Below are 15,069 nucleotides of genomic sequence, written 5' to 3' on the forward strand. Positions count from 1 at the left end.
GACGCTGCAGGGCATGGCGGGGGTGGCGGGTCGGATTGCGGCGGGCGATCTGAGCATCAACGTCGAGCCGCGCTCGCGCGGCGACGTGCTGGGGGTGGCCTTTGCCGAGATGGTGAAGAATCTGCGCGGGCTGACCACGGAACTGGGCGAAGGGATCGGCGTGCTGGGTACGTCGGCGAGCGAGATCTCGGCCTCGACGGCGCAGTTTGCTGCGAGCGCCTCGCAGACGGCCGCTGCGGTGGGCGAGACCACCACCACGGTCGAGGAATTGCGCCAGACCGCCGAGCTGTCAAGCCAGAAGGCGCGGGCGGTGTCGGAAACGGCCCAGAAGGTCGCGCAGGTGGCGCAAAACGGGCGCCAGGCGACCGAGCAGACGATCGAGGGGATGGGGCGCATCCGCGAGCAGATGGCGGCGATCACCGACAGCATGCTGCGTCTGAGCGAGCTCAACCAGACGGTGGGCCAGATCGTGGCCACGGTCGAGGATCTGGCGGCGCAGTCGAACCTGCTGGCGGTCAATGCCTCGATCGAGGCGGCCAAGGCGGGCGAGTCAGGCAAGGGCTTCGCGGTCGTCGCGCAGGAGGTCAGGAGTCTGGCCGAGCAGTCGAAGCAGGCGACCGCCCAGGTGCGCACGATCCTCAATGACATCCAGAAGGCGACCAGCGCGGCGGTACTGGTGACCGAGCAGGGCAGCAAGGCGGTCGAGGCGGGGGTTGCCCAATCGGCGCAGGCGGGGCAGTCGATTCAATCGCTGGCCGCCGGCATGGGCGAATCGGCGCAGGCGGCGGCGCAGATTTCGGTCTCCAGCCAGCAGCAGCTGGTGGGCGTGGATCAGGTGGCGGCGGCGATGGAGGGGATCCGCCAGGCGAGCGCGCAGAACGCCGATGGCGCGCGCCAGTTGGAGGGCGCGGCCCACGAGCTGAAGCTGCTGGGCGAGCGGCTCACGCAGATGGTGGCGCGCTACCGGGTGCACGAGGCGCAGGCGGAGGTCCGGTGAGTATGGACGAGCAGGCGTTTCTCGCCAGACTGCGCGCGACCTTCCACGCCGAAGCGGACGAGCACGTGCGGGCGATCTCGGGCGGGCTGCTGGCGCTCGAGCGCGAGGCCGATCCGCAGGCGCGCGCCCGTGAGCTTGAGACCGTCTTCCGGCACGCGCACAGCCTCAAAGGCGCCGCCCGCGCGGTCAACCTCGCACCGATCGAGCGAATCTGCCAAGCGCTGGAACATGTGCTCGCGGAATGGAAACGCGGCACGGCCGGGTTCGGGGCCGAAGGCTTTGATACGCTGCACGCGGCGATCGATCTGATCGGCTCGCTCGCCGCCGCGACCGAGGACGAACCCTCCGCGGCGCAGGGGGCGGCGATATCGGCGCTGGTCAGGCAGCTCGGTGCGCTGAGTTCCGGCTCCGTTATCGAACAGAGCGCCCCAGATCCGGCCGCGCCGATACAGCAGGTCGAAGCGGCGCCCCTGCCGGGGGCCGCAGCGCCGGAGCCGCTCTACGCAATCGATGCCGAGAGTCGCCCGGAACAGGCGCACGCACTTCCGCCGCCCATGTTCGTGCGCGCACCGCCTGCCGAGACCGTGCGCATCGCGACCGCCAAGCTGGATCTCCTGCTTCTCGAAGCGGAGGAGATGCTCACTGCCAAGCAGATGGCGGCGCAACGTGTCGCCGACCTGCGTCAATTCGAGGGGCTGTTCGACGACTGGAATGCACGGTGGGAACGGATCCAACCACAGGTCCGCGCGTTGCGCAGGGCCGCAGTCTCTGCGGGCGCTGGCGCAGCGGACGGGGCTCCAATTGGGGCAACCCAGCCGCGATTCACGATGCTGCTCGAGTTTCTGGATTCGAATTGCGACTTCATCCGTTCGCTCGAACGCCAGTTGCGCGTACTGAGCAAGTCGGTGGCGCGCGATCAGCGCACGATCACCAAAGGCGTCGACGACCTGCTGAGTGATTCGAAGAAGCTGCTGATGCTGCCGTTTTCCACCTTGTCGGACCTGTTCGGAAAAATGGTTCGCGAACTAAGCCGCGACCAGGGCAAGGAGGTGGATCTGGTCGTGCGCGGCGGCGAAGTGGAGATCGACAAACGCATCCTCGATCACATGAAGGACGTGTTGATCCACTTGGTGCGCAACAGCATCGATCACGGGATCGAAAAGCCCGAACAGCGACTGTCGCAAGGCAAGTCATCGCGAGCGACGCTGACGATTGCCGCAGTTCCGGTCAATGGCAACAAGATCGAGATCCTTGTCGCCGACGACGGAAGCGGCATCGACCGCGCGCGGGTCACGGAAGCGGCAATCAGGCGTGGAGCCCTTTCCACCGAGGCGGCGCAACAGCTCGACGAGCGCAGCGCGCTCGAACTCATTTTCCACTCGGGCGTGTCCACCAGTCCCATCGTGACCGAGATATCCGGCCGCGGTCTTGGGTTGGCGATCGTGCGCGAACAAACGGAAAGTCTCGGCGGGCGTGTCGTTATCGACAGTCGGCGTGGCGCCGGGACGAGCTTTCGCATCGTTCTCCCGCTGACCCTCGCCACCTTTCGCGGCGTGGTGGTGCGGGTCGCCGATCGGCCCTTCGTCATTCCCACGGTCCAGGTCGAGCGCGTCGCGCGAATTCCCGGGGTGGAGGTAAAGACCGTCGAAAACCGTGAGACGGTCGCGCTCGATGGCCGCGCGGTCGCGCTTGTCCGGTTGGAACAGGCGCTTGAACTGGGTAGCGAAAACGCTATTGGCATGGAGTCCGCTTTCGTCCCGGTGGTCGTGCTCGGTTCGGGCGAGGAACGGATCGCCTTTGCAGTCGACGAGGTGCTCAACGACGAGGAAGTGCTGGTCAAGACGCTCGCCCGGCCGCTGGTGCGAGTGCGCAACATCGCCGGTGCCACCGTGCTGGCGTCGGGCAAGGTGGCTCCGATCCTCAATGTCGCCGACCTGGTCAAGTCGGCGCGCAAGCTCGGTGGCCGGACGGGGATGCCGCACCGCGCCGATGCGTCTGCCCACAAGGGGATGCGTCACCCGGTGAAGGTCCTTCTCGCGGAAGATTCCATCACTTCCCGCATGCTGCTCAAAGGCATCCTCGAATCGGCCGGTTATCGCGTTAGCACCGCGGTCGACGGGGTAGAGGCCTTCACGACGCTGCGCAGCGAGGTCTTCGACCTGGTTGTCTCGGACGTCGAAATGCCGCGCATGAACGGTTTTGATCTGACCGCGCGGATCCGCGCCGATCCGAAGCTTGCAGCCAAGCCCGTCGTGCTCGTGACCGCATTGTCGTCGGCGGCCGACCGCGAGCGCGGCATCGATGTCGGGGCGAACGCCTATATCGTCAAGAGTGGCTTCGACCAGAGCAATTTGCTGGACGTGATCCGGAGGCTGGTGTGAGGACGATCGACGGGAAAATTGCGGTGCTCGTGGTCGAGGATTCGCCCGCGGCACGACTGCTGCTGATCCACCTCCTCACCTCGGATCCACGCTTCGGGGTCGTCGATGCGGTGGATAACGGCGCGGAAGCGCTGCGCTTTCTCGAAGGCGGCAGGCCCGACGTGATCCTGATGGACATTCACATGTCCGGCATGGACGGTTACGAGGTGACGCGCAGGATCATGGAGACCCGGCCGGTCCCGGTGGTGATATGCAGCGCAACCGTCGACCCCGCCGAAGTCGCCTCGACTTTCAGGGCGCTGGAGGCGGGTGCGGTGGCGGTGGTGGCCAAGCCGGCCGGGCCGGGGCACCCGGACCATGAGGCGTCGGCGGCCAAACTCCTGGAGATCGTCGCGCTGATGTCCGAGGTGAGGGTGATCAAGCGCTGGCCGCGGCTGCGGCGCTCCACTGGGACGACCTCGGCGATCGTGCCGGCCAACGGGCGTTCGCAAGAAGGACCGATCCAAGTGGTTGCGATCGGCGCGTCGACGGGCGGCCCGCCGGTGCTGCAAACGATTCTAGCCAGCCTGCCGGCAAGCTTCCCCGTGCCGGTACTGATCGTGCAGCACATCGCTGCCGGCTTCCTTCCGGGATTTGCCGAATGGCTGAGCCACGGTACCGGTTTCCCGGTCCGTATCGCCGCGCACGGCGAAGTACTCCTGCCGGGGCATGCGTATCTTGCGCCGGACGGCTGTCACATGGGCCTCGCGCCCCATGGCCGCATCGCGCTGAGTCGTCAATCGCCGGAAAATGGTGTGCGTCCGGCCGTTTCCTTCCTGTTCCGTTCGGTCGCCGCGGAGTGTGGTTCGCGCGCGGTGGCGATACTGCTGACCGGAATGGGCAGGGACGGCGTGACGGAACTCAAACTGCTGCGAGACGCCGGTGCGGTCACGGTGGCACAGGATGCGGAAAGCTCCGTGGTCCACGGCATGCCGGGCGAGGCGATCCGATGCGGTGGCGCGAGCCATGTTCTGGGCCCCGATAAGATTGCAGCCCTGCTGACCGGGCTGCTCGCAGCCCCATCGAGGCCGGCTTTGGTGCCAACGACCAAAAGGTAATTGAAGAAGAGAGGTTTATCCGAATGCAAGATCCAGATGCCAACAGCGACGCACACATCCTCGTCGTCGAGGACAGCCCGACGCAGGCCGAGCGACTCGCCTTCTTCCTCGAACGGCATGGCCACAGCTACGCGGTCGCACGCAACGGCAGGGAGGCCCTCGAGCTCATCGCCGAGCGTCCGCCCGCGCTGGTGATCAGCGATGTGGTGATGCCGGAAATGGACGGATATGAGTTGTGCCGACACCTCAAGACAGATAGCGCCTGTAAGCAGATCCCCGTGATCCTGCTCACCACGCTCAGTGACCCGGTGGACGTCATCAAGGGGCTGGAGTGCGGCGCGGACAACTTCATTTTCAAGCCCTTCGAGGAGCGCTACCTCTTGTCGCGGGTGGCCTTGGTGCTGGCCAACCGCTCGCTGCGCGAGAGCGGAACCTGGGTCGGGAGCGAGAATGCCCAAATGGGGGTGGAAGTGTTCTTTTCCGGACGGCGATTCTTCATCACTTCTGATCGCCTGCAGATTCTCAACCTGCTGCTGTCAACCTACGAGACGGCGGTCAACAACAATCGGGAACTTGCCACGGCGCGGGACGAATTGCGCCGCCTGAACGAGGATCTGGAAGCCCAAGTACAAGCGCGGACCGCAGCGCTGGAGGTGGCCAATCGAGCGCTCGAATCGGAACGCGCGCTGCTTGCCCAGCGCGTGGCCGAGCGCACCGCGGAACTGGAGCGCGCGCGGGCCGACGCCGAGCAGGCGAGCCGTACGAAGTCGGCCTTCCTGGCGACCATGAGCCACGAGATCCGCACGCCGATGAACGGAGTGCTCGGCATGGTGGATGTCCTGGCACATGGCCGCCTCTCCGAGCACCAAGCCGATCTGGTGCGGACGATACGCGAGTCCGCCTCCACGCTGCTCGGCATCATCGACGACATTCTCGATTTCTCAAAGATCGAGGCCGAGCGGCTCGAGATCGAGAGGGCACCGGTTTCGGTTGCCGACCTGGTCGAGGGGCTGGGTAATTCGCTGGTGCCGGTCGCCTCGCGTCGAGGCGTCGATCTGGTCCTGTTTGTGTCGCCCTCCGTTCCGGAACGCGTGCTCTCCGACGAAGTGCGGTTGCGACAGGTGCTCTACAACCTGGTCGGCAACGCCATCAAGTTCTCGTCCGGTCGCCCCGAGAAGCGCGGGCGGGTGTCGATTCGCGTGGAGGTCGCGGAGGAGGCACCGCTGCGGATTTCGTTCCGGGTCACGGACAACGGCATCGGAATCGCACCCGAGGTGCTGAGCGGATTGTTCACCCCGTTCACGCAGGGCGAGCTCTCGACGACGCGACGTTTCGGGGGCACAGGCCTAGGTCTGGCGATCTGCAAGCGGCTGGTGGATCTGATGCGGGGCGAGATCGTTGTCGAAAGCGCGCCCGGTGTCGGCTCGACCTTCACCGTGACAATGCCGCTCGAACCCGCTGCCGAACAGCCCGTGCGTGCGCTACCCGATCTTCGCGGGATCGAATGCGTGATCATTGCGGGCTCCGAGCTCGAGATCGAAGACTTGCGCGTCTATCTCGAAAATGCCGGCGCGCGCGTGACGACCGCAAACGACGAGCGCGCCGCGGAGGCCGCAGCCGCTGCATTGGGGGGAGGTCCGGTCGTGATGATCCAGTCCGGCGAAGATGCGCAGTCGTCGACGCGGGGCGAGCCCGCCAGCGTGCCGCATTGCCACCGCCTGCTGATCACGCGAGGGCGGCGTCGACGGCCCCGCGTGACGGACAAGGCCATCGTGACGCTGGATGGCGACGCATTGCGTCGCGCTGCGTTGCTGCGTGCCGTGGCGGTGGCCGCGGGGCGCGCATCGCCCGATGCGTTCCAGCACAGTGATAGCCAAGATCTGTCGCGCGACGCGGGCGCGCCACAGACCATTGCCGAGGCGCGCGCGCAGGACCGCCTGATCCTCGTGGCCGAGGACGATGAGATCAACCAGAAAGTCATCCTGCAGCAGCTTGCGCTGCTCGGCTACGCGGCCGAGATCGCCGGTAACGGCGTTGAGGCCTTGCGGTTGTGGCGCGCGGAACGCTATGCGCTGCTGCTCACCGACATCCACATGCCCGAGCTGGACGGCTATATGCTGGCCCAGGCGATCCGGCAGGAGGAAGCGCCGGGTCGGTCGCGTATGCCGATCTTGGCACTGACCGCCAATGCGCTGCGCGGCGAAGCGAGTCGCGCGCTTGCCGCGGGCATGGATGAATATCTTGTCAAGCCGGTGCAACTCGCCGTGCTGCGAGCCGCGCTCGAAAAATGGCTACCAGTGCAAGATGCACCGCGATTGCCTCCGGCCGAGGTGCGCGACGGGCAGACCGTTCCCGCTGTGGATGTGGCGGTGTTGAATGCGTTGATAGGCGACGATGCCGGCACCGTCCGCGAATTTCTCACGGACTACCTGGCTTCGGCAATTCGCTTGGCCCAGCAGTTGCGTACCACGGCCGCCGAGGGTGATCCGCACGAGGTGGCCGCGATCGCACACAAGCTGAAGTCTTCGTCGCGTGCAGTCGGTGCAGTAGTGCTCGGCGATCTTTGTGCCGAACTCGAGAATGCTGGAAGGTCAGGCAACCGGTCGGCAATTGGCGAGCACATGGAAGCCTTCGCGCCGGCGCTTGTCGAGGTCGAAGCTTGCATCCGCGCGATGCTCGTGATGAACCCTTGAGGCACGACGCTGCGCTCTCGATCCTGTATTTACGTCGAGCAGAAGGAACTTTGGAGGGATCTCGTGCGCGCTACAAGACCTCGTTGTGGCAGTCCCAAGTGAAAGTGCCGTTGGTCATCTGGCGAGTAGGGCGGTTATGAATATGGATCGGGAGCAAATCGGTCGTGCGTCGGGCACGCGGCGCAACAACGTGTTGCTGAAAATCGTGCTCGTCGCGACGCTGTATGTCCTGGGAGGACTGGCCGGCAGGCTGCTGGCACTGCCGCCCGGTTATGCCTCGCTGGTGTGGCCCGCCGCCGGGCTCGCGGTTGCCGCCCTTCTGATTGGTGGCGTGCGTTGCTGGCCAGGCGTATGGCTTGGCGCATTCATGCTCAACATATGGCTGGATCTGTCGGCGACGGGCGCATTCGTGGCCGCGCTCAATGCTTCCGCGGCAACGATGCAGGCGCTTTTCGGTTTCTGGTTTGCGCGACGCTTTCTCGACGGGGCCAGCCCGCTCGCGCGCAATGCGGACCTATGGCGTTTCCTCTTCCGGGCCGGACCGTTCGCGTGCCTGGTGTCGGCGACGATCGGCGTCGCCACGCTGAACGGCTTTGGACGCCTGGCGGACGCGGGGGCACTCAACCAATGGTTGATCTGGTGGGCAGGCGACGTTGTCGGCGTTTTGCTGTTCATGCCGATGGCCCTCGTTGCCTGGCCGGGCGGGCCTCCTACCTGGGCGCGGAACCGGATTTCGATCGTGTTACCGCTGCTCACGACCGCAGCGCTGGTCGCGGCGGGCGGCTTCGGGCTCACCCGCTTGGAGCAGGCACGAGCGCAACGGGCAGCCGAGCACCTGCAGGATCAGGCCTATGAACTCGGTTTTCTGGCGCTCCCCTCTGCCATCGATTCCCTGCTCAGTGTGGAGCGCTTTTTCGCCGCCAACGAGGCGGTGACGCAACGGCAGTTCTCGCTGTTCACGTCGTACCTGCTGGAGCGGCCCGGCCTGCAGGCTATTGCATGGCTGCCGCGTATCGAGGCGGCCGACCGCGCTGTTTTCGAGGCCACGCTGCGGGACGATTTCGAGAACGCGAGCGGCATTACCGAGCGCGCGCCAGATGGACGTCTGATCGGTGCCGATACGCGCAGTGCCTATTTTCCGGGGCGGTTCGTCGAACCGCTGGCACACAGCCGGACCTTGGTCGGATACGATTTCGCCGCGCATCCCGCGCGGCTTGCAGCCATGGATCGGGCCCGCGACACGGGTCAGGCTGTTGCCACCGCACCGCTGCCGCTGGTACAGAACGGGCAGATCGGCGTGCCCGTTTTCGTTCCCGTCTATCAGCTGACCCCTGACGACGGCGCCAAGTCCGTCGAGCAGCGGCGCGCTGCCCTGAAGGGCGTGTTAATGGGGTCGTTCGACCTCGAACAGCTGTTCGCGCCCCTCGCGAACGTGGCGCGAGCAAGGGAGCTCGCATTTCGCGTATCCGACATCACCCCCGGTGCACTGGCGAGCGTCCTGGTCACCACGCTGCCGGCCGGTGCAGCACCGCAGTGGCACCGCGACGTGCAGTTTGCCGGCCGCGTCTGGCGCCTCGAAATGCAGCATGCCAGCGGCCTCTGGTTGCCGGGAGAGAGCGTTGAAGCGCGCGCCTACCTCGCCTTCTCGGTGTTGGCGGCATTCCTGATCACCTTGGTGACGCTGGGCATGGTCGGCCGCAACGCAGCCGTCGAGGCACAAGTGGCCCAACGCACGGCCGCACTTGAGGAGGAGTTGCGTGGGCGACGGAGCGCGGAAGCGGCGCTTCAGCAGAGCGAGAAGGATCTCGACATCACCCTGCATTCGATCGGTGATGCGGTACTGGCCACAGACGCCGACGGACGCGTCACGCGCTTGAATCCGATTGCCGAACAACTCACCGGGTGGTCGCTGTCCGCGGCAAGAGGGCGCTCAGTTCAAGAGGTGTTTCGCATCATCAATGAGCAGACGCGCCTTCCCGCCAGGATTCCGGTGGACGACGTGCTGCGCACGGGCGCAATCCAAGGCCTCGCCAACCATACCGTGCTCATCTCCCGCGACGGGCGCGAGTGTGCCGTTGAGGACAGTGCCGCCCCCATCGTCGATGCCGACGGAATTGTGCGTGGTGTCGTGCTGGTGTTTCGCGACGTGACGGAGGCGCGCCGGGCCGAACTGGCCTTGGCCGCGAGCGAAGCGCGCTACCGGCAGTTCATCGAACTGTCGCCGTTCGGCGTATTCGTGCAGAGCGAAGGATGTTTCCAGTTCCTCAACCCTAAAGCTATCGCACTGTTTGGCGCCGAATCGGCGGATCAACTGATCGGGCGGCGGGTGCTCGATTTTGTCCATCCCGACAGTCGGGTGATCGCAGGCGAGCGTATTGGTCGTCTCAACAACGAACGGGCGGTCGCCACCGCGTTGGAGGAAAAACTGCTTCGGACCGACGGCTCCGCCTTTCTCGGCGAGGTCACGGCCGTGCCTTACGACCATGACGGGCGTACCGGTGGACTCGTCCTCTTCCAGGACGTCACGGCACGGCGCGAGGCCACGGAGCAGCTCGATCGCATCTTCAACCTTTCGCTCGATCTGATGTGCATCATCGACATGGAAGGCTATTTCCAGCGCATAAACCCAGCCGCCAGCCAGTTGCTGGGTTGGAGCGAGGCGGAAATTCTGGCGCGGCCGTTCATGGACCTTTTGCATCCCGACGACCTCCCCGCAACGATGGCTCAAATGGAGCGCATCGCCGCCAACGAGCCGGTGCTCAACTTCGAGAACCGTTACCGCTGCAAGAACGGTTCGTGGTGCTGGCTTGCGTGGAAAGCCCTGCCTCAGCCCGGCGGCTTGATCTTCGCCACCGCGCGCGACGCGACCGAGCAACATGAAGCGGCACAGCGCTTGTCGCAATTGAATCGGGAGCTCGAGCGTCGCGTCGACGAACGCACCGTTGCGCTGGAGGCGCTGAATGCGAAGAAGGAGGAGATCCGCGCGGTGGTCGACAATCTCCTCGAATGTGTCATCAGGATTGACAATCGGGGGATCGTGCGCAGTGCGAATCCGGCAGTGGAAAGGATTCTCGGTTACCGGTCCGAGGAAGTCATCGGGCAAAACGTGTCAACCCTGATGCCAGAACCGCATCGCAGCCGGCATGACGAATACCTCGATCGCTATCGTCGCACCGGCGAGGCCCACATCATCGGTATCGGTCGCGAAGTGGAAGGCCGGCACAAGGACGGTCATCTCATTCCCCTCTCGTTGTCAGTCGTTGAATACGCAATGCGTGGCGAGCGTTTTTTCATCGGTACGCTACGCGATATCGGCGAAAACAAGCGACTGATCGCCGAACTGACTACCGCTCGGGCCGATGCCGAACAGGCAAGTCGTGCCAAATCGGCATTCCTTGCCACGATTAGCCACGAAATCCGTACACCGATGAATGGGGTGGTCGGCATGGTGGACGTGCTGGCCAACGGTCGGCTGTCCGAGCATCAGATGGATCTGATCAGAACCATACGCGAGTCGGCCACGACCCTGCTCGGCCTCATCGATGACATCCTGGATTTTTCCAAGATCGAGGCCGGCAAGCTGGAAATCGAACGAGCACCGCTGTCAATTTCGGATCTCGTCGAAGGACTGTGCAATTCGCTTGTTCCGGTGGCCGCCCGGCGGGGGGTGGATGTCTCGCTGTTCATCTCGCCGGACATCCCGGAGCGAGTGCTCGCGGACGACGTGCGGCTGCGTCAGGTGCTCTACAACCTGGTTGGCAACGCGATCAAGTTCTCGGCTGGCCGGCCCGATCAACATGGCCGTGTTTCGGTTCGCGTGGAGATTGTAGAGGAGGCACCGCTGCGGCTCGCCATCCGCATCGCCGACAACGGCATCGGCATGGCTCCGGACACGCTCGGCAGCCTGTTTACCCCGTTCAGTCAGGCTGAAGTCTCGACCACCCGCCGTTTCGGGGGCACAGGTCTCGGGCTCGCGATCTGCAAGCGGCTGGTGGACCTGATGAACGGAGAAATCCTCGTGGAGAGTGTGCCCGGCGAGGGCGCGATCTTTACAGTCACCCTTCCGTTCGAAATCGCCAGCGAACAGCCGGTGCGTGTGCTGCCGGATCTCAGGGATGTCAACTGTATTCTTATTCAAAGTGCAGACCTTAACATCAGCGATTTATCCACATACCTCGAACACGCTGGTGCCCGCACGCGCGTGGCGGTCGATGAGGGCGGCGCGGCGGCGGAGGCCGCAACCCTGGCGGCGCCGGTGGTTGTGATTTCGTATTCAGACCACAGATGTTCCCAGACGTGCAATCTCGCCGCTGCCATACCGAAGGTGCATTGCCTGCAAATTACGCGGGGGCGGCGGCGGCGTGCTCGGGCGGTAGCGCCCGACATGGTCACGCTGGACGGTGACGCGCTGAGGCGCCAGGCTCTGTTGCACGCAGTGGCGGTGGCTGCAGGCCGGGCGTCACCCGAGATCGTTCACCATAACGGCAATGGACCGTTTGACGACGAAGAGGTGCCGCCTCCGTCCGTAGCGGAAGCTCGTGCGCTAGGTCGTCTGGTTCTGGTCGCAGAGGATGACGACATCAACCAGAAGGTCATCCTGCAGCAGCTTGCGCTGCTCGGCTACGCAGCCGAAGTGGCCTCTACCGGTGCGGAAGCCCTGCAGATGTGGCGCATCGGGCACTATGCGCTGCTACTCACCGACCTTCATATGCCGGAATTGGATGGCTATGAATTGGCGGAAACGATTCGTCGGGAAGAGGCGGGGCGGCGACGCATCCCCATTCTCGCGCTCACCGCGAACGCCCTGCGAGGAGAGGCGAGTCGGGCGCGCGCCTTGGGTATGGACGAATATCTGACCAAGCCGATTCAACTCCATGTGCTCCGCGCTGCACTGGAGAAATGGCTGCCGACGACAAAGGCCTCGCCGCCGCCGGCGGCACCCCATCCAGCAGAGCAGCTCACCCCCCTTGTGAATGTAGCCGTCCTGAAGGAGTTGGTCGGCGACGATCCCGAGACCGTCGATGCAATACTTGGAGACTACCTGGTCTCCGCCAAGCAACACGCAAGCGACCTGCATGCCGCCATCACTGACGGGGATATGCGAACCGTCGGCGCGATTGCCCACAAACTCAAGTCGTCATCGCGTGCGGTGGGAGCCGCGGGGCTGGGCGACCTCTGCGCGGAACTCGAGAATGCCGTGCGGTCCGAAGATCGGACCGCGATCGCGCAGCGGATAGCGCAGTTCGACGATCTCGTGGGTGCGGTGCTGGTTGCAGTACTTATCGAAAAAAATAGATCATAGAAAAAACAGGAAACGATCATGAACATACTACTGATCGACGATGACCCCCTCATGCTCAAACTTCTGGCGCGCCAGTTGGCCAAATTCGGCCTTGGCGACGTGACCGCGTGCGAGCGTGCCCATGATGCGCTGGTTGTGGTGGAGGCCCGCCGCGGCGCCGCCGAGCTGATCTTTTGCGATCTGCAAATGCCGGAAATGGACGGGGTGGAGTTCGTCCGGCAACTGGCGCACATCGGGTTCAAGGGGGGACTGGTGCTGGTCAGCGGCGAGGATGAGCGGATCCTGCAGGCCGCGGAAAAACTTGCCAGGGCCCACAAGCTCGACGTCCTCGGCAGTTTGCACAAACCCGTTTCCCCTGCCCAGTTGCAGGAGATTCTTGGACTGTTTTCCAATAGGCCCGCCCTCGTGCCTCGCGCTTTCCGCAAGGGCTACGGCCCTGACGAATTGCAGCGCGGCATTGTCGGCGGGCAGATGGTCAACCATTACCAACCGAAGGTGGCATTCGCTTCGGGTACCGTGATGGGCGTTGAGACGCTGGTGCGTTGGCGCCACCCCGAAGACGGTCTCGTGTTTCCCGACCAGTTCATCGACGTGGCTGAGGAATACGGCCTCATCGATCATCTGACGCATGCGGTGTTGACCGGCGCGCTGGAGGCGGACCGCCGCTGGAAGGCGGAAGGCCTGTCGCTCGGGCTGGCGGTCAATGTCTCGATGGAGAACCTCACGAATCTCGAATTTCCCGAGCGGGTCGAGCGCGCGGTGGCCCAGGCGGGACTTCCGGTGAGTAGTCTCATGTTGGAGGTGACGGAAAGCCGACTCATGAAGAATCGGCTGGAGTCGCTGGACATCCTGACCCGCCTGCGTCTCAAACGGATCGGTCTGTCGATCGACGACTTCGGCACCGGCCATTCCTCGCTCGTGCAGTTGCGTGACATTCCGTTCTCCGAGCTGAAAATCGACCGTGGCTTCGTGCATGGGGCCCACCGCGATGCGTCGGCGCGAGCGATCGTCGAGGCAAGCTTGAGTATGGCGCGACACCTCGGCATGACGACAGTGGCCGAAGGGGTGGAGGACCGCGATGACTGGGACTTCCTGCGTGCGAGCGGGTGCGATCTCGCGCAGGGCTGGTTCGTCGCCAAGCCCATGCCGGCGGCCGAATTGCCCGACTGGATTGCCGAGTGGGACTTGCGGCGTCCCTCCTTGGTGGGGGAACAATCATGAACCACGACGCCCGGATCCTGGTCGCGAGCGATATCATTGCGGACGCCGGATTGGTGCGAAAACTCTTGAGCGAGGAGTTCGAGAACGTCGCGGTCTCAACGGAGCCGGACCGGAGCGTTCAGGATTTCGAGCGCTGCAAACCTCAGGTGCTGATCCTCGCCTTCGATACCCTCGAGAAGGCCGAGCGCTACTATCTCGGACTTTATCGGCTGAGCACGCTGATCCATGCGCTGCCACACCGGACCCTGATCCTGTGCAACAAAGATGACGTGCGCCGGGTTTATGCGTTGTGCAAGAAAGAGCACTTCGATGACTACATCCTGTTTTGGCCGATGACCCACGACACGCCGCGCCTGCCGATGGCGGTGATCCACGCGCTGCGTCAGATGACGGACGCCGGAGCGGATGGGCCTACTGTCCGGGAACTTGCGGTGCAGGCGCGGCGCATTGCGGAGCTCGAATCGCAGCTGGCCCGATATGCGACGACGGGTGGCCTACACGTGGAGCTCGCGAACCGGTCGTTACAGCAGGCCGGACAGGAAATCGGGGCGGCGCTGGAAGGCTTTTCCCGCAAGCTGTCGGGCGGCGAACTGCGCGATGTTGTCGAGATCAAGGACCATAGCGGCTTCCAGCGCGAGATCGAGCGTCTGAAAATGGACGAGATCGGCAAGCGGTTCGAGGCGGCCGCCGAAGCAGTCGAACCACTGACCCTGTGGATCGACTCCATCGAGGAGGAATTCGCACCGCAGGTCGCAGCGGTGCGCGAACTCCAGACGCTTGCAGCGCAGGTCCGACCGGTCGTTCTGGTGGTCGATGACGACGAATTTCAGCACAAGCTGCTCGGGCGCATACTTGCAGAACTCGAGCTGGAGCTGATCATTGCGACGTCGGGCACCGAAGCTCTCGGGGCGCTGCGCCGGCGTCGACCCGATCTCGTCCTGATGGACGTCAATCTGCCTGATATCGACGGTATCGAAACTACCCGTCGCCTGAAGTCCGTCGGGCAACTCGCCGCTGTTCCCGTCATCATGATTACCGGCCGCAGTGAAAAGAACGTGGTGGTCGAAAGCCTGAAAGCGGGCGCCGCCGATTTTGTGGTCAAACCCGTTGACAGGGATGTACTGCTGTCGAAGGTCCGCAGCTTCCTCGGCATTGCTTAGCTGGCCTCGGGCTCGCCCGGGGTTTGATCGTTAGTGACCGGGCTCCGCCCAGGGCTACTGGTCCCCGAGCTCGGTGAGAACGAACAGGCGCGCAGGAGCGGCACTCGATTTGATTTCCAGCTTGCGAAACAGATTCGTTCGGTGGGCGTCGAGGTCCGAAGACTAATCCCTAATTCGGCTGCCAATTCGGGGTATGAAATCCCTTTGGCAAGATGCCG

Annotated in this window: 7 protein-coding genes and 2 pseudogenes; all 9 read left to right on the plus strand. The window is 64.3% G+C overall.

The annotated features are described in order from the left end of the window. The coding region (locus F464_RS0114360; protein ID WP_018990523.1) for a methyl-accepting chemotaxis protein at nucleotides 1-997 on the plus strand (997 nt) is incomplete at its 5' end. Nucleotides 998-999: 2 nt separating this feature from the next. Further along, the gene (locus tag F464_RS0114365) at nucleotides 1,000-3,378 is read left to right on the plus strand and encodes a hybrid sensor histidine kinase/response regulator (RefSeq protein WP_018990524.1); all 2,379 of its coding nucleotides are present in this window, start codon (nucleotides 1,000-1,002) and stop codon (nucleotides 3,376-3,378) included. Then, nucleotides 3,375-4,475 (plus strand): chemotaxis-specific protein-glutamate methyltransferase CheB, encoded by a 1,101-nt coding sequence (cheB, locus tag F464_RS0114370; RefSeq protein ID WP_018990525.1) that lies wholly within the window; start codon nucleotides 3,375-3,377, stop codon nucleotides 4,473-4,475. Before F464_RS0114365 ends, cheB begins: the two co-directional genes overlap by 4 nt. 23 nt (nucleotides 4,476-4,498) lie before the next feature. Further along, nucleotides 4,499-7,168 (plus strand): response regulator, encoded by a 2,670-nt coding sequence (locus F464_RS28580; RefSeq protein ID WP_018990526.1) that lies wholly within the window; start codon nucleotides 4,499-4,501, stop codon nucleotides 7,166-7,168. A 142-nt stretch (nucleotides 7,169-7,310) separates the two neighbouring features. Beyond that, nucleotides 7,311-10,490 (plus strand): annotated as a pseudogene (locus tag F464_RS32035) (PAS domain S-box protein); the annotation flags it as partial. 54 nt (nucleotides 10,491-10,544) lie between these two features. Beyond that, a pseudogene (locus tag F464_RS32040) lies at nucleotides 10,545-10,685 on the plus strand (histidine kinase dimerization/phospho-acceptor domain-containing protein); the annotation flags it as partial. Nucleotides 10,686-10,796: 111 nt separating this feature from the next. Beyond that, nucleotides 10,797-12,470 carry an ATP-binding protein gene (locus F464_RS32045; RefSeq protein ID WP_408605234.1) on the plus strand — a complete coding sequence of 558 codons (1,674 nt, stop codon included), beginning with the start codon at nucleotides 10,797-10,799 and terminating at the stop codon, nucleotides 12,468-12,470. An 18-nt stretch (nucleotides 12,471-12,488) separates the two neighbouring features. Continuing rightward, nucleotides 12,489-13,691 carry an EAL domain-containing response regulator gene (locus F464_RS28595; protein ID WP_018990528.1) on the plus strand — a complete coding sequence of 401 codons (1,203 nt, stop codon included), beginning with the start codon at nucleotides 12,489-12,491 and terminating at the stop codon, nucleotides 13,689-13,691. After that, nucleotides 13,688-14,851, plus strand: coding sequence for a response regulator (locus tag F464_RS0114390; RefSeq protein WP_018990529.1), 1,164 nt, complete (start codon nucleotides 13,688-13,690; stop codon nucleotides 14,849-14,851). Before F464_RS28595 ends, F464_RS0114390 begins: the two co-directional genes overlap by 4 nt. Nucleotides 14,852-15,069: the final 218 nt, after the last annotated feature.

The organism is Aromatoleum toluclasticum ATCC 700605 (assembly GCF_000378245.1).
Taxonomy (GTDB): domain Bacteria; phylum Pseudomonadota; class Gammaproteobacteria; order Burkholderiales; family Rhodocyclaceae; genus Aromatoleum; species Aromatoleum toluclasticum.

Coding starts and splice junctions, on each gene's coding strand:
- F464_RS0114365 (WP_018990524.1), top strand. CDS start 1,000: ATGGACGAGCAGGCGTTTCTCGCCAGACTGCGCGCGACCTTCCACGCC.
- F464_RS28580 (WP_018990526.1), top strand. CDS start 4,499: ATGCAAGATCCAGATGCCAACAGCGACGCACACATCCTCGTCGTCGAG.
- F464_RS28595 (WP_018990528.1), top strand. CDS start 12,489: ATGAACATACTACTGATCGACGATGACCCCCTCATGCTCAAACTTCTG.
- F464_RS0114390 (WP_018990529.1), top strand. CDS start 13,688: ATGAACCACGACGCCCGGATCCTGGTCGCGAGCGATATCATTGCGGAC.